The sequence below is a fragment of the Glutamicibacter sp. AOP12-B1-11 genome (assembly GCF_052379245.1).
In the GTDB taxonomy this organism is placed as follows: Bacteria; Actinomycetota; Actinomycetes; order Actinomycetales; family Micrococcaceae; genus Glutamicibacter.
Map to the genome: position 1 here is coordinate 91,932 of NZ_JBQSYL010000015.1, position 15,685 is coordinate 107,616.

At 58.0% G+C, this 15,685-nt stretch carries 13 protein-coding genes, 2 tRNA genes and 1 rRNA gene; 6 read left to right on the forward strand and 10 right to left on the reverse strand.

Annotation, left to right across the window (positions count from 1 at the left end; genetic code table 11):
• Positions 1-140: 140 nt before the first annotated feature.
• Both ACT3UQ_RS10800 and ACT3UQ_RS10805 read right to left on the reverse strand, forming a co-directional pair.
• Positions 141-743 (reverse strand): LytR C-terminal domain-containing protein, encoded by a 603-nt coding sequence (locus ACT3UQ_RS10800; protein ID WP_105554219.1) that lies wholly within the window; start codon positions 741-743, stop codon positions 141-143.
• Between the two features lie 45 nt (positions 744-788).
• Entirely contained in the window at positions 789-1,079 is a 291-nt protein-coding gene (locus tag ACT3UQ_RS10805) for a DUF3263 domain-containing protein (protein ID WP_096256066.1), read from the reverse strand.
• A gap of 154 nt (positions 1,080-1,233) precedes the next feature.
• On the opposite strand from ACT3UQ_RS10805, the gene ACT3UQ_RS10810 reads away from it, so the two are divergent.
• Positions 1,234-2,007, forward strand: coding sequence for a uracil-DNA glycosylase (locus ACT3UQ_RS10810; protein WP_444637094.1), 774 nt, complete (start codon positions 1,234-1,236; stop codon positions 2,005-2,007).
• Here ACT3UQ_RS10810 and ACT3UQ_RS10815 read toward each other — a convergent pair.
• Positions 2,004-3,674, reverse strand: coding sequence for a threonine/serine exporter family protein (locus ACT3UQ_RS10815; RefSeq protein WP_258133678.1), 1,671 nt, complete (start codon positions 3,672-3,674; stop codon positions 2,004-2,006). The two genes, ACT3UQ_RS10810 and ACT3UQ_RS10815, sit on opposite strands and share 4 nt — an antisense overlap.
• A gap of 198 nt (positions 3,675-3,872) precedes the next feature.
• Here ACT3UQ_RS10815 and ACT3UQ_RS10820 point away from each other — a divergent pair, with 198 nt between their 5' ends.
• Positions 3,873-4,928, forward strand: a complete 1,056-nt coding sequence (locus tag ACT3UQ_RS10820) for an Atu2307/SP_0267 family LLM class monooxygenase (protein ID WP_258133679.1) — start codon at positions 3,873-3,875, stop codon at positions 4,926-4,928.
• A gap of 76 nt (positions 4,929-5,004) precedes the next feature.
• On the opposite strand, the gene ACT3UQ_RS10825 is transcribed toward ACT3UQ_RS10820, so the two are convergent.
• Positions 5,005-5,081, reverse strand: a tRNA-Val gene (locus tag ACT3UQ_RS10825).
• A gap of 403 nt (positions 5,082-5,484) precedes the next feature.
• On the opposite strand from ACT3UQ_RS10825, the gene ACT3UQ_RS10830 reads away from it, so the two are divergent.
• Positions 5,485-6,051, forward strand: a complete 567-nt coding sequence (locus ACT3UQ_RS10830; RefSeq protein ID WP_444637095.1) for a GNAT family N-acetyltransferase — start codon at positions 5,485-5,487, stop codon at positions 6,049-6,051.
• 1 nt (position 6,052) lies between these two features.
• Here the strand turns inward: ACT3UQ_RS10830 and ACT3UQ_RS10835 are convergent, their stop codons facing one another.
• The 5 genes from ACT3UQ_RS10835 to ACT3UQ_RS10855 form a co-directional block, all read right to left on the reverse strand.
• Positions 6,053-6,979, reverse strand: coding sequence for a hypothetical protein (locus tag ACT3UQ_RS10835; protein WP_096289223.1), 927 nt, complete (start codon positions 6,977-6,979; stop codon positions 6,053-6,055).
• A gap of 2 nt (positions 6,980-6,981) precedes the next feature.
• Entirely contained in the window at positions 6,982-8,634 is a 1,653-nt protein-coding gene (locus ACT3UQ_RS10840; RefSeq protein ID WP_105554223.1) for an HsdM family class I SAM-dependent methyltransferase, read from the reverse strand.
• A gap of 153 nt (positions 8,635-8,787) precedes the next feature.
• Positions 8,788-9,720: a DUF808 domain-containing protein gene (locus ACT3UQ_RS10845; protein WP_444637096.1), complete on the reverse strand. Its 933-nt coding sequence runs from the start codon at positions 9,718-9,720 to the stop codon at positions 8,788-8,790.
• A gap of 226 nt (positions 9,721-9,946) precedes the next feature.
• Positions 9,947-10,020, reverse strand: a tRNA-Thr gene (locus ACT3UQ_RS10850).
• 161 nt (positions 10,021-10,181) lie between these two features.
• Positions 10,182-11,048 carry a DsbA family protein gene (locus ACT3UQ_RS10855; RefSeq protein ID WP_096289229.1) on the reverse strand — a complete coding sequence of 289 codons (867 nt, stop codon included), beginning with the start codon at positions 11,046-11,048 and terminating at the stop codon, positions 10,182-10,184.
• A 399-nt stretch (positions 11,049-11,447) separates the two neighbouring features.
• On the opposite strand from ACT3UQ_RS10855, the gene ACT3UQ_RS10860 reads away from it, so the two are divergent.
• From ACT3UQ_RS10860 to ACT3UQ_RS10870, 3 genes are all read left to right on the forward strand, one after another.
• Entirely contained in the window at positions 11,448-12,917 is a 1,470-nt protein-coding gene (locus tag ACT3UQ_RS10860; RefSeq protein WP_444637097.1) for an alpha,alpha-trehalose-phosphate synthase (UDP-forming), read from the forward strand.
• 29 nt (positions 12,918-12,946) lie between these two features.
• Positions 12,947-13,729: a trehalose-phosphatase gene (gene otsB, locus ACT3UQ_RS10865; RefSeq protein WP_176484316.1), complete on the forward strand. Its 783-nt coding sequence runs from the start codon at positions 12,947-12,949 to the stop codon at positions 13,727-13,729.
• Positions 13,730-13,794: 65 nt separating this feature from the next.
• Complete coding sequence (locus tag ACT3UQ_RS10870; protein ID WP_096289235.1) at positions 13,795-14,859, forward strand: ABC transporter ATP-binding protein; 1,065 nt, start codon at positions 13,795-13,797, stop codon at positions 14,857-14,859.
• 138 nt (positions 14,860-14,997) lie between these two features.
• Here the strand turns inward: ACT3UQ_RS10870 and rrf are convergent.
• Positions 14,998-15,114, reverse strand: a 5S ribosomal RNA gene (rrf, locus tag ACT3UQ_RS10875).
• Between the last annotated feature and the right edge of the window lie 571 nt (positions 15,115-15,685).

Sequence of the window (15,685 nt, forward strand, 5' to 3'; positions counted from 1 at the left end):
GCAACCGCCGAGACGAAAGGGTTCGATTCTAAAACGAACAACCGATCGGCATTAGCAGTCGTAACGCATGAGTGCTAATACAAATATTGGCACTCTCGCATGGCGAGTGCAAGCTGATCGGCTGTGAGCGAAGCTAATTATTACTTCGAGTTCAACGTATCGTCAGCGCCAAGGACGACCGAAACTCGGTTGGGGATGTTCCGGGTCTGCAGAACCTCATCGATGTTCAAGACTTCGGCGGCTTTTTCCGCGGTGGTCCGGTAGGCCTCGGACATGTAATACACCGTCGAGGTCTCGGCGTCTCGGGTCCAATTATCCGTCACGATATTCGTGAAATCAGCCTCGGCAAGCAATTCTTCGCCTGCCCCTGCAGCTCCTGCAATACTTGCGCCGTTGTACACGCCGATGAGTTGTCCGTACAACACGTCAGCGTCATCGATGGTGCTAGACGGAGTTGCGCTTTCGGATGCGGCTTCGCTTTGGTCAGAAGAGCCTTCGCTCTCCGCCGGTGCCGAGGTTTGCCTCGGTTCGGACCCTGCTAGACGATCGGCAACGCCTGGACCAAAGAAGAATCCGGCACCACCAATCAACAACACCGCAATCGCGGACAGAACTACCCAACGAAGCTTGCTGTCCTTGCCCTTGGTGGCGGCAGACTGCGCCCAGCCGTGGGCATGATGCGACCCAACGCGGGTACTAAACTCCGGAACGCGATCGAATTCGTCACGTGGGTAGTTGGTCATTCTTGTCCTTGCTCGAGGTCTGGCTGGCCGAGGCCGGCTATGAACTTAGCGTTCCCCGCCGACGGTACCGCTCACACGACGCTTAGTAGATCGAAGTCTACGCAACCGCTTTACCAGCATTGGGTCATAGGCCATCGCCGCATCCGTGTCGATCAGCTGGTTGAGTAGCTGATAGTAGTTTGTCGGCGAGATAGAGAACTGCTTGGTAATAGCTTGTTCCTTGGCTCCGGCATACTTCCACCACAGCTTCTCCATGTTCAAGATCTGTTGCGAACGCTCATCCAGCTCGGAATCGGGGTTCATCACGAAATCCACTAAAACCTCATTGCCAGCCATACGTTCACCTCATCCTAGAACTTCGAAAAGTCGGGTTTATTCATGCATATTTATCCACGCGTGGTGGACACACCACCGATATTCTAACCAATCAACCAACGCCGTGCCGTGTAACGCGGCACAACCGCGCCGGAAAACCGGCAGAATGATTGCCATGAACAACGAGCAGCCCGCCCTTTTCGACGCTCCCGAGCCTACCGCGCCGCCGGCATATTCCACCGAAGACTTCCCCTTCTTCTTTGGTGCAAAATCGCTGGCAAGTCGCGGGTTTATCGCCGCGGATTGGGTTTCCACTTTGGAACCGCTCGATGGCGTGTTGCAGGAAATCGCACGTAAGTTGGCGGCACGCTCACAGGCTGGCGAGCAGATACTCCCGGCTCCAGAGGTGATGTTGCGCGCACTATCGCTACCCGTAGCCGAGATCAAAGTCCTGATCATGGGTCAAGACCCCTATCCGACGCCCGGACAGGCGAATGGCTTGGCCTTCGCCGCAGCGAAGAACGTGCGCCCCCTGCCGCGTAGCTTGCGCAACATTTACAAGGAGCTGTTCGTAGATCTTGGCGTGCCCGAAGCTGGGCATCCAGACCTCGGCGCCTGGCATGAGCAAGGGGTCATGCTGCTCAATCAGGTTCTCTCTGTGACTGCGTCTAACGCCGGCAGTCACCAGAAGCTTGGCTGGGCACCGGTAATTGAAGCGATTATCGCTACGCTCAATGCCCGCAAGGTGCCGGTGGTGGCTGTTCTGTGGGGTGCCCACGCACAGAAGCTTGGTACCCTGATGAACAATATGCCCCAGCTTCGCAGCGCTCATCCTTCCCCGTTGTCCGCTTCACGTGGATTCTTTGGGTCAAAGCATTTTTCGCAAATCAATAGGCGCCTGGCCGAAATCGGCCAGGCGCCTATTGAATGGAAACTGCCGGCCGGCTAGCGGCGGCGGATGCGTCGGCGTTCGCGCCGTGCGTTGGAGGCCAGCGGACGGCACAGTGTGTCGCCGAAGACCACACCACCGGCGATGGACAGCATGATTGCAAACGCGTTGAACATTTCCACCAGGCCGGCGAACATTTCATCCACCTCGAAAACGATGCCGTACATGGCCCGGAAGATCATCAGGCCAGGCAGCATGAACATGACCGCGGGGGCTGCGATCACCAGCTGAGGTGAATTCAGCTTGTCCGCCAGGAAGCGCGCAGCGAAGCCAATGGCCGTGGACACCACCGCTGGCGTTGCCCGAGCGCCAAGCCCGACCTGCTCCGCCAAGAGCAGCACCAGATAGCCGCCGACCGCGATCAACGCGGTAGGCAGCAACAAGCGCTGTGCGGTCTGCTCGGTGACCGAACCGGCCAGAATGGCGACTGCTACCAAGGCGATCAGCATCCATGTCGGATAATCGGTGGCGACGATTTTATGGACATCCACCTTGTCCCCGCCCAATACGGATGAAACCACCAACGCCGCGGAGATCCCGGAAAGTATTGCCGTATAGGTCAACCCAGCGGAAAATAGACGTCCGACCGCGGTGACCGGGAAGCCATTGATTGCGTCTTGCAGCGCCGAAACAAATCTGCCAGAAGGCAGCAGAAGCAAGATGCCACCAGAGACTACCAACGCCGGATCCAATGGTGCGTGGACCTGATGGCTAAGCAAGGCTATTCCGGTGACGGTAAAAGTCGAGGTCGCCACGGTGAAGAACTCTGGGACCCGCCATCGGGATCCATACCGGCCTATCTGCGAGATCAGCCAGGACGAAGCCATCGCGACGAGTGCACCGAGCCATGAACCGCCGATGAACAGGACGAAGGCGGCGGCGAAAACCGATTGGCCAACCGCAACGAACCAACGCGGGAAAGGCTTCGGCTTCCGTGTGATCCTTTTAAGCCGCTTGGCAGATTCGGTCCGCGAAACACCGCCAGCGATGATGTCCGAAACCAGCTCGTGCACCATCACCATGCCCGCGTAGTTCGTAGTGTACGAACGCACCACGCGCAGGATAGAGTAGCTCTCAGCTTCTGGCGGGCTGTAGTTCAGGTGCAACGATTGATTGGTGATATCCACGTCTAGGTGGCTAAGCCCTAGGGCTGCGGTCACCGCGATGATGCTGGTTTCCACTTCCAAAGCACCAGCCCCATAGCGAATCAGCGTTTCGCCAAGGTCCAGCGCAAACTCCATGGTTCGCCGCGCCGAAGCATCTTGATCGACGTTGACCCTAGGGTTCGCGTAGGGGGTGCCGCGCAATCGGTCAACGACCTTCAGCGCCTCAGTCGGCGGCGTATCCGAGATCCACATTTTTGCCAGCAAACGGCGAGCCACCGGGTTGGCCCGTGTAGGCATCAGTGTAATGCCGTCATCAGAGGTGTAGACCTGGCCGGTACGCGACTCGATATCCGCCACGTCCGCTGACGCAACGCTCGCACTTACCGCGGTATTTAGCGGTAGCTCGGAGGCCATGGTCGTCTCAAAAGACGCCGTCTCGGGAAGGTGCCCCATGTTGATTTCACTCGTCGAAATACGAGGTAGCGACCCGGCCAATGGCGAAGGATCTTCTCCTGGATTTTTCGAATCCGCGTGCTTCTCACCATGGTCTTGCTGCGCCACGAATCACTCCCCCTAGGCTCTTGTTCTATTCGTCATCCTCACGATACAACCACGGCAAGTAAAGCGGGAGAATGGAATCAAAATAGGCCGAGTATCCCTGAACACATCTGGCATTTTTGCTGTCGGAAATAAATTTATCGGTGGACTGGTTACCCACTTAGATGCAATTGCATGGAAATCTAAGAGAAGAGGATCATTGTGAGTTCCATCGGTCAAACAAGCCTCCGGCCTGAAATTGGTGTTGAAACTTTCGGGGATCTCTCCGAAGACCAGCAGGGCAAGCAGTTATCGCACGCTCAGGTTATTCGCAACGTCATCGTCGAAGGGCAGAAGGCCGAAGAAGTTGGCCTTGATTTCTTCGGCGTTGGTGAACATCACCGAGACGATTATGCTGTATCGTCGCCGGAAATAATTCTCGCGGCGCTGGCGCAAGTCACCGACAAGATCCGCCTCGGTACCGCGGTAACGGTGCTCTCCAGCGATGACCCGGTTCGGGTGTACGAGCGCTTCGCAACGCTCGATGCCATCGCGCAGGGACGTGCCGAAATTATCGCCGGACGCGGATCCTTCATCGAGTCCTTCCCGTTGTTTGGGCTCAACCTCGAGGACTATGAGTCTCTCTTCGAAGAAAAACTCGATCTCCTGGCTAAGGTCCGATCCGGAGAGCCCGTGACCTGGTCTGGAGAACACCGCGGCGCTTTGAACAGCCAACAGCTGTACCCGCTATTGGAAAACGATGCGCTCACCACTTGGGTGGGCGTCGGCGGCAGCCCGCAGTCGGTACTTCGCGCCGCTCGCCACGGCCTTCCACTCTTTCTCGCAATCATTGGCGGCCAGCCATCAGCCTTCGAGCAGCTAGTTCAGCTTTACCACCGCGCGTTGAAAGAGCTGGGCAAGCAACCTCAAAAGGTGGGTGCGCACTTCCACGGATTGGTTGCACCGACCGATGCGGAAGCTCTCGAACTGTTGTGGCCGCACTATCAGCGCACCATGAATCGCTTGGGCGCCGAACGCGGTTGGCCGCCGGTTAGCAAAATGCGCTTGGAGGCCGCTATGGGGCCTGAAGGTTCCATGATGGCCGGTAGTCCGCAGACCGTCGCCACCAAGATGGCGAAGGTCACCAGAAGCCTCGGACTAGGTCGAGTAGACATCAAATATTCGGCAGGCTCTTTGCCACACGAGACCATGCTCGAGAGCATCGAGCTGCTTGGCAACGAAGTCAAACCGCTGGTTCACGAGTTACTCGCCAAATAACCACCGGCAACGCGCGATCCACTAAAAGCAGTTAAATAAAGAGAAAACCACCGCCGGCGGTGGTTTTCTCTTTATTTGGTGGATCTTACTGGACTCGAACCAGCGACCTTTCGCGTGTGAGGCGAACGCTCTAACCAACTGAGCTAAAGATCCATCTTTGCGTCAACCTCCCGGTCAAGCACCTAAACGATCTTAGCGGTCTTTGCCTTGGCCGCAAAATCGGCGCCAGCTGCCCCACAGCTAGCGGCTACGTCGCCCATCACGCCACCGTCCTAGGGCAGGAGCTCAAGAGAAAAGCCGACTACGGCAGACCTAAAATAATAGTGCCTTTCGTTTATCTAGATTTCACTTTATTGCCCCTATTTTCTCTTGCTAACGAGCAGAGATTGAATGCATAATTTTTTTAGTTCCTCGAGCTCATACTGGGCCCTGCAAGGACGTTGCCGTAAGCCACCGGCTGCGGCCCCCTGAAGGCCAACGAAACCCATTGCTCTGCGTCCCACACAACAGCAATAGCCAGATAGTTCGTTCGTCTTAGCATTTAGGACGGTTCCCAGTGCGCCCTACCCTTCGCTATGCCCTGTCATCAACAGCTCCTGCTGGTGCCGCACGCACCGAGATGGCGACTTTGTATCCGGAAATTGATGATCGATGGAATCAAAAAATTGACCGCGCACGTTGTGTGGTCAGCGTCCGTGACTCAGGTGTTCTGGTCGCAGCCGGAGTCGTGCACGACGCGGTGCTGGCTCCAACTAGCGCCATGGGCGCGCTTGAATTAGGTTGCATGGCGGTCCGCCCGGAATATCGGTGCCAAGGCATACGCCAGCAAGTGACAGACCTACGCCTGGAGTATGTGCTGCAGGCAGGCTGCATACCCATCACCGTCATCGATTCGGCAAATCCCAGCTCCTGGGCAGCCTACGAACGCTCCGAGCGATGGGAACGCGAACGAACTTTCGAATCCGACGGGCGGACCAAGTACATTTATCGCGCCACTGCTCTCGCATCGGATTGGTTGTCTCCCCCACCGCAGCGTGACATCGCCTCCAGCACACTGGCTGGCCACTCGGTTCGACCTTTGCCGAGCTCTTGGCATTCGCCACAAGTTCACACAACCAGATGAGCTAAAAGAGCGCTTCTTGTAGCTCATCGACGAGCTCATGCCCTGGCACTGGCACGACCTCACCGGCTCGGCGAGCGCGCGCCGACTCATGCAAGTCGATCGGAGTAACTTTCAACACCGAGTCAACCATGGCATTTAGGAACTGAGCGGTGCCGACATCTTCGGGCACCGGGTGGTGCACCGCCTTGACCTCTGGCTGCTCGGCACTGTCATCCCAGTCCACAAGCAAAAGTCCGGTCGCTGTATAGCCAAAGCCATCGCCGAAATCGCGCAGCTTGCGGATCATGTCCACGGTACGTCGGAAAGCTGCCGGTTCGGTTTCTAAAATGGTGGCGCGTTGCACGAAGTAGAAGCCGACGGCTGCCAGCGGGTAGCGGGCACGCAGGTTGGCCGCGTCCCCGTAGGCTTCTTCGTACCGATTGGACAGGTTCTTGCCGAAGGAAGAAGTCATTGCCTTGGTGCTTAATAGCAACTCCGGTCCCGTGGACCAGTGGGTCATCACCACGTCGGTCTGCTTCATGTAGGCGCGGCCCAGAATCCTGGCGTCGGTGCTTCCGGCCTTGCCGGCCAGGATTGCTTCATGCAGCTCGTCGGAGAGCCGTTCGGGGAGCTTGCGCAGCAATTCGAGGATGTCCGAAGACAACACCCGTGGCGCTTCCGCGCGCGGCCAGACGAGGTCTGCGTCGAACCCCGCCCGGCGGAGTTCATGGGCTAGCCAAGCGTCGACGCCCTGGGCAAAACGACCGGAACGGGTCGCGGCCTTAGAACGCACCGGAATGCTTAGCAACCGCTCGAGAACGTCGAAAGAAGGGTTGAACTCCTCGGTGACGGCGCCGTTAAGGATCCACGGCGAATCTTTGAGCGCAGATATCAACGTCGCGTCGTATTCGGCGAAGGCCAGGGATTTCTCGACTGTGCCTGATCCCACGATTAGTTCTCCACTGCCTTAGCTCGGGACTTGCGTCGTTCCAGCATGTCTTGGCGTGCGCCGCGTAGCGCACCGATCGCGGCAGCGTCTAGCTCCAGCATCATTCCCAACACTATTTCGTCTACCAGCTCCGTAGCTTCTTGCTTACGGCCATGCAGCAGATGTTCGCGGACCTCGTTTTTGATGGATCGCAGCGGTATTGCATGCTCGGCGACCAACTGGGTTGAGGGCACTGGAAGCTTATCCGCCTCGCCGGGTTCCAGCTTCAAGATGCCTCCCCCGTAGGAGCGTCCCACCATTTCGGCACCCAGCATAGTCAAGGTATTAAGCGAAGCCAGAGGCAGCAGCTCACGTCCCAGCTCACGCACATCGGCCCCGAGGTATACCCCATGGATTGAATTGATGTGATGCACACCTGCATGGTTAGTCGTCAGCCGGGGAGTGTCAGCATTCATATAGGTCATGAACAGATCAGGCACCGACAACAACGGGACCCGCCACCAGGGAGTACGCATCCGGCACTTATAGGCTTGGTCCACCGACTCCAGCTCGCCGCGGCCAATTAAGCGCTCTCCCGCGGTGGAGGCGCCACCCTGGGGCCGGAACATCAAGGTCGCCAAGCCGTGCTCCCCGAGTCGCTGCCATTGCTTAGCGTCTAGTTCCAAGCCGCGAAGATGCCTAGAACCGGGAGGCGATATTTCCACCAGGTCGCTCGCGTCCAAACCTAATTCCTCGGCCCGCGCCGGGCTGAGCGTAAACCATTTATTGTTGCCGGTCACCGCGCCCAGCGAGGTCTCTCCCCAGCCCTGCAGATCAATAAACCCGCCGGTAGCATGCGCCTGGTTGAGTATCCCCTGAGCTTCAAAAGTCACCAAGGACCCGGTCCAACGGTCACTTGGACGCTTCGGAGTGTGGATTGCTCCCTCGCCGAGTCCAATCAGATCCTTGGCATTACGAAATTGGTGCAGGCTGAAGGAGTCGCTGGAACCGGTCTGATAACCCTCCGCAAGCAACAGCACCACTTCTTCCTGCGCGTCGACGAATAGCCGCTGTTCGAAGACCGCGAGATGCACCTTGGCGAAACGTTCAAGCAGCATTGCACGCACGGGCCCCGCATAGTTCACGAACATCAGCTCTGCCGGGAGCACTAGGGCCAGACGACCGCCGACCTTCAGGAAGCTGGTGGCGTGCACGACGAAGGCCGCCCACACGGAGGCAAGCTCGTTCAGCTCGACTCCGGAGCGCCGTGCGGCTTCGCGCGAGATCTTGCGCTGGGCTCCGCGGTGCAGCTGATAACGCACGTACGGGGGGTTGCCAATCACCGCATCCATATCCGCGGTGCCTGGGATATCAAAGAAATTTGCGTGCTGGATCCTAGCCTGTGCGCCTTGTTCCGCGAGGATTGCGCGTGCCGCCAGCACCGAAGGCTCGTGAAGCTCCACCCCGAATAATTCGCTGGCGCCGCGCCCATCGTTGGTGACTTGGGCAGCGGTCGCCAAGAATTGGGCTTCGCCACATGAGGGTTCAAGCACACGACGACCCTGCTCGCCTAGCGCCCACTCGGTCATGAACCGGGCTACCGGCTCGGGGGTGAAGTAGGCGCCCCGCTCATGCCGAGCGGCGCTCCCTACAATATTTATCTTGCTCTTCAACACACATCGATCTTTCCATGGCCACCAGACGTTTTGGCAGGGCCAAGACGATCGCCGCACACCGTGCGAAACACCGGCAGACTTCGCGACTGGCAGGTTTTACGGCGGGGCAAGTTTCTTATCTGCCTATTCTACGTGGCCGGCCTGCAAAGCTCGTTAGTGCTTGGCACGCAGCTTGTTGATGCCCACGACAGCGGCGGCAACCACGCAACCAATCAAGAATCCGGCGATGCAAGAAAAGGCGGTATTCGTCACCCAGCCCAAGATCGCCCCGGCCGAACCGGTAGCCTCGTGCACCAGCAGTTCCATATGATGCACAAAACCGTAGGGGGCGTGCCAGCCCAGCTCGTCCATCCCGACCAGAATTAGGTGGCCACCGACCCAGAGCATCGCCACCACACCTACCTTGCCGAGGATCGACATCACGATCGGCATGGCCTTGACCAGGCCACGGCCAACCTTCTGCGACAGCTTGGATGCCTTCTGCGCCATGTGCAGTCCAATGTCATCCATCTTCACGATCAGCCCCACCGCACCATAGACCACCACGGTCATCAGGATAGCGATCACAATCAGGATTAGCGCGCGATTCAAGAATGGTTCGTGGGACACTTCGTTCAGCGAGATGACCATGATCTCCGCTGAGAGCACGAGGTCTGTCCGCACCGCCGCGCCGATGATCGCTTTTTCGTTGCGCACTCCCTCCTTGCCGCCCGGTGTGTGGTGCTTGACCACGCCCATCGCTTCAAGCAGCTTTTCGGCCCCTTCAAAAACAAGATAGGCACCTCCGAGCATCAGGATCGGGGTGAGCGCCCACGGAGCGAACTGCGAAAGGATCAGAGCCACCGGAAGGATGAACAGCATCTTGTTCCGGATTGACCCAACGGCGATCTTCCAAATGATCGGAAGCTCCCGCTTGGGCGATAGCCCGGCCACGTATTGCGGGGTGACAGCCGCATCGTCGATGACGACTCCAAGCGACTTGGTGCTTGCCTTCGCAGCTCCCATAGCGATGTCGTCGAGTGACGCCGCCGTGACCTTTACGAGGGCTGCGACGTCATCCAGAAGAGCCACGAGTCCACCGGCCATGCCAAAACTCCTTGAGATATTGTTCGGTCGTTTTGGTGCCACCGTACAGGCGCCAGAATCGACAAGGAAATACACCTGAAGTTTAGCGCCCTGAGTTGCCCAGAAACTGTGAGACACCAAAAGAATGCGGATTTTTCGGGGCAAGCCACGGTCGATCCGCAGATGCGGTTGGGAAATAAAAGACCCTCGCCGAGGTTCAAGCTTGAACATCGGCGAGGGTCATCCGAGCCCCCTATCGGATTCGAACCGATGACCTACGCTTTACAAGAGCGTTGCTCTGGCCAGCTGAGCTAAGGAGGCGTACTGCATAAGAATATCCGAAGACTGCGCCCGACTGCGAATCGAGACTTTGGCGGCGTTAACCACCCGTGGGGAGCGCACCGCTAGCGATGCACTCCCCACGGGAATCGTGTCAGAGCGGCAGAAAATTATCGACCGCAGTTCACGCAGCTTTAGGCAGTCTAGGCGTTGGCCTTGATGGCCGCCTCAACTGCTTCGACAAAGTCCTGATTGGCAAGGTCCATAACCTCGCCCTGGATGAAGATGCTCGGAGTGCCCAAGACACCGTCGTAGCCGGCAGCTAGTGTTGCAGTTTCCACGAACGGACGGTAGGTTCCCTTGTCGATGCAGGACTTCACCGAGTCTGAAGCGCCGGCGGCAATCGCCATTTCGGAGATCTCAGCATTCTTCATTTCGCCCTGATCGTAGTGCCCCCACAGAGCGCTGGCAAAGTCCAAGTAGGCTGCTGGGCTCTGGTCAGCTACACAGGCCAGCGCGTTGGCCCCACGCGAAGAGAAGTTCGTTGGCGAGTTTCCATCGAGGAAGCCGACGTTGCGGTATTCCAAGGAGATCTTGCCGTCCGCCAACCACTGCTTCATCTGCGGCCCATACTTGCTTTCAAATTCAGCACAGTGGACGCAGTTCGCATCAACAAACAAGGTCACGTTGATCGGCTCGCCCTTGGCGCCCACGGTCAGATCGCGTGGTTCGGGAGTCGCCGGCTTCGAATCGGGAGCGACAAGTTTGGTGTTGTCGATCTTCACACCCGAGGTATTTGCAACGGTGGTCGGCGACGTCAACAGAATACCGCCAGCGGCGTTGCCGCCCTGAGGCGCGGCTCCGGCGTCCGGAACCTTGGCGTTGTTATTCTGCACGATGAGCACAACCACCAGGACCACGACCAAAACGACAGCAGCCAGCACGCCAAGCTTGACGAAGAGCGACTTGCGTTTCTGGGCCGAGGCCTGAGCAGCCTGCAGCTGCGCGGCCTTTTCACGGGCGCTAGCGTTGCGCTCCGCTTTGGACGGACGCGAGTTGTTTGTAGACATAAGTTCGAATGTTCCTTGGCTCAACGGAAATACTGTAATCTGCTTCCAAGCTTAGCCAATGGAATGGCCGCCCTCCCCCGTAATTGCCAGATTCCCCAACCTTCACAGGTTGCGCATAACATTCGCCAACATGATGCAAAGCCCCATTTTGGGGTTATTTGAGACTTCAACCAAGTCATGCCGGATAAGTTCATCTTTGGGCCTCATTCGGCGTTAAAAGCCCATCCGCGCCGCTTCTCACGTACATTGAGTGATGGAACACAGTTTCCTCCCGCTTCCGGCTAGCATCCGGAATCCGGGATGACAGTGAAGTTGAGCTGACAAAGAGGTCATTCACTTACAACCGACAAAGCTGCGAGGTTTTCTTCTCGCAGTAAGTACGTGGCCAGGAGGTTTACGGTGGGTAATGAACTAGCAGGCGTAGCGGAAGGCAATTCCCATGACTTTGTAGTGGTGGCTAACCGGTTGCCGGTGGATCGGATCACGCTTCCGGATGGCACCCAAGGGTTCCAGCGTTCTCCCGGCGGTCTGGTCACCGCGCTCGAACCGATCATGGCTGCCGCGGATGGCGCATGGGTCGGCTGGCATGGCGGAATCGACGAAGAGCTCGAAGAGTTCGACAAGGACAGCATCCACCTCGTTCCGGTCCCGCTCAGTGAACAGGACCTAAGCCTCTACTACGGCGGATTTTCGAATTCCACCCTCTGGCCGCTCTATCACGACGTGATCATACCTCCGGAGTACCACCGCACCTGGTGGGACCGTTACAAGAAGGTCAACCAACGTTTCGCTGACGCGGTGGTGCGAACCGCCGCGCACAATGCCACCGTGTGGGTCCACGACTACCAGCTGCAGCTGGTTCCACAGATGCTGCGGATGGCACGCCCCGATCTGAAGATCGGCTTCTTCCTGCACATCCCTTTCCCCGCCGCCAGCCTGTTTTCTCAGCTGCCTTGGCGCACCCAAATCCTGGAAGGTCTGGCCGGAGCCGATCTAGTCGGCTTCCAGCGCGAGACCGATGCGTCCAATTTTCTACGCTGCCTGCGACGGTTCACCGACTATTCGACCAAGGGGCACGAAGCTACCCCGTCGTCGACGCATAAGATTCAGAATCTGTGCCGCGCTGTGGCCAATCCGATCTCAATCGATACCGAAGAAATCGCCAAGCTGTCGCGTGATCCGCAGATCATTGCCCGCGCCGCACAGATTCGTTTGGAATTGGGCAATCCGAAGACAATCATGCTTGGCGTGGACCGGCTGGACTACACAAAGGGCATCAGGCACCGGCTGAAAGCCTATGGCGAGCTGCTCAACGATCAGGCACTTCGCGCCGGAGATGTCTGTCTGATCCAGGTAGCCAGCCCAAGCCGTGAAAACGTAGATTCCTATATGGAGCTGCGCGATCAGGTAGAACTGATGGTCGGCCAGATCACCGGCCAACACGACACGCTGAGCCACACCACGCTTCGCTACTTACACCACTCCTATCCGCTGCGCGAGATGATCGCCCTATACCTAGCCGCCGATGTGCTACTGGTGACAGCCCTGCGCGATGGGATGAACCTAGTGGCCAAGGAGTTCGTGGCATCCCATCAGGATGGTCGTGGAGTCCTTGTGCTTTCCGAATATACCGGTGCGGCCGATCAGTTGACCCAGGCGGTGCTGGTCAACCCTCATGACATCGATGGCATGAAGGCAAGGATCGTCGAGGCGGTCAATATGGACCAATCCGAACAGGCACGACGCATGCGTCGAATGAATCGCCATCTGCTGGAACATGACGTGACCCGTTGGTCCGCTCGCTTCTTGGAAGAACTCGCCGAAATCAATTCGCGAGCGAACCAAATCAACGCCGTAGCCAGCCGTTAATAACATCGCCTAGTCTGAACGGAACGACAGTGCCGAATCTCGCGCCCGAATTACGCGCCGATCTCTCCACCTTCGCCGGGCACCGGCGAATCCTGGTTGCTTTGGACTTCGACGGTACGCTCTCGCCGCTCGTGGACCGCCCCCAAGACGCCAGGCCTTCCACGCGGGCCGCACAAGCCTTTGACGAACTTGCGCGACAATCCGGCGTGCACACGGCGGTGGTCTCCGGCCGGAACCTTGAATCGCTCACGGCGGTGTATCCGGCCCCCAGACCGGATAACTTGATCGGTTCCCACGGAGCCGAACGGCGCGTTCCGTCCGTAACCCCGGATGCGCCAGAACAACGGGAACTCACCGATGCCCAGCGGGAGAACCTCACGGAAATCACCGCCCGGTTGAGCGAAGTCGCGCAGCGGCATGAGGGAGTCAATCTGGAGCACAAACCCTCGGCTACCGTCCTGCACGTACGCCAAGCCCAAAGTCCTGGCATTGCCGAGGCCGCCTTGGCCGAGGGGAACCACGCCCTCGCGCACTTGCCGGAAGTGCGCCTCATGGCAGGAAAGGCGGTGCTAGAGGCCTCGGTCCATGCAGGCGACAAGGGACAGGCTTTGCAATGGTTGCGCCAGGTTCTCGATGTTGATGCGCTGCTCTTCGTCGGAGATGACGTCACCGACGAGGATGGCTTCCGGATCCTCACCCGTGAGGACCTCGGAATCAAGGTAGGCCCAGGCCCTACACTGGCCGCGCACCGCATTTCTGGGCCGGAGATACTGTCCGAACTTTTGGAATTGCTGCTTTCTATGCGAGACTAAGGTGTCCCATATCACTTTCACTACGGATCGTCGGGCACGTACCTGCCCGTGAAAGGATTGTCATCATGGCAACTGTGACCTTTGAAAAGGCCACCCGAATTTACCCGGGCGCACTTGTGCCTTCAGTCGACGCAATTGATTTGCAGATTGAAGACGGGGAATTCCTTGTTCTAGTTGGCCCATCGGGCTGCGGCAAATCGACTACCTTGCGCATGCTAGCTGGTCTCGAGGAAGTCGACTCCGGGCGAATTCTCATTGGCGATAAGGACGTGACTAACGTTCCGCCAAAAGACCGCGATATCGCCATGGTCTTCCAGAACTATGCTCTTTACCCGCACATGACGGTCGCTGAAAACATGGGCTTCGCCCTGAAGATCGCCGGCGTCGATAAGGAAGAACGCAATAAGCGCGTCCTCGAAGCTGCAAAGCTGCTGGATCTAGAAAATTATCTAAGCCGCAAGCCGAAGGCGCTCTCCGGCGGCCAGCGCCAGCGCGTCGCCATGGGACGAGCAATCGTTCGCTCGCCTCAGGTCTTCCTGATGGACGAGCCGCTGTCGAACTTGGACGCCAAACTTCGCGTGCAGACCCGCACACAGATCGCATCGCTGACCCGCCGACTCGGTGTCACCACCGTGTATGTCACCCACGACCAGGTGGAAGCGTTGACCATGGGTGACCGCGTGGCGGTGCTCAAGGACGGCGAAATCCAACAGGTTGGCACTCCCCGTGACCTCTACGACCGCCCACGCAATGTTTTCGTGGCCGGATTCATCGGATCTCCGGCAATGAATCTCATTGAATTGGAGGCCTCTAACGGTCAGGTCGCCTTTGGCAACACTTCCTTGCCCGCTCCTGGCGCGCAGGGTGCAACCACCATGGGCATCCGACCGGAGGATCTGACTCTCGCCACCCCAGGCGAGGGTGCAGAGCTGATGGTGGATGTGGTCGAGGAGTTGGGTGCAGATGCTTATGTCTATGGCACGGCCCAGCTAGGCGGCAAGAGCCAAACCATCGTGGTCCGAGTCAACGGCCGCACCCCGCCTGCCCGCGGCCAGAAACTGCATATCCTGCCGCTAGGGCAGCACGTGCACCTCTTCGACACCGCCTCGGGCCTGCGTCTAGCTGATTAGTCTCCGAAAGCAATAAGACCGGTTGTAGGACTCGTTAGAGTTTCACAACCGGTCTTTTGCGGTCCGTACGGGAGGACGTGGAACGGTGGTTAAACATCGAAGGTCCCGAGATATTTCTCGGGACCTTCGGCAAAATATGCCCGGCGATGACCTACTCTCCCACACCCTCCCGAGTGCAGTACCATCGGCGCAGTGGGTCTTAGCTTCCGGGTTCGGTATGGGACCGGGCGTTTCCCCCACGCTATGATCGCCGTAACTCTAACCCTCACGGTCAAACCGTGGGAAAATTACAGTGTCATTCGCAGTTGCGATAACTCAATAACTATAACAGGGCCAGGCTTCTAAGGGCCAATCGATAGGCTCCTATCCGACGGTGCCCTTCGCCACACTAAATACAATTCGGTTGCAGCCTGTGCAGCTGATAGACACTGCCCGCCCTCCGACTCCTGAGCCGGTACAGGACATGCGTGCAGACCGCCGAGCGCGTATCGATTGCTGCCATATGCGCTGCGTCAACGCCGAGTTTATTGATTCGGATTCGCCGCGGCAGAACGGCTTATATTGCAAAGTTTATTGCTCAGGGCCGGCGTGAGCAGCTGTCTGTCGGAGCTGTATGTACGTTGATTGAAGTTAAATTCTGGCCAATGAGTTCAATATCATTGAGCTGGTCGAGTTTCAGGGCGCTCAACCCGCCATTCGCCGTATGCGGACGTTTCCGTGAGCTGGTCAAGTTTCTGAGACACGAACTTTGATTTTTTCTTATTAAACTCAGGCCGCGAGAGCCAAAGAATTCTGCTCCCAATACCAGTCGAGCAACATCTGAGGG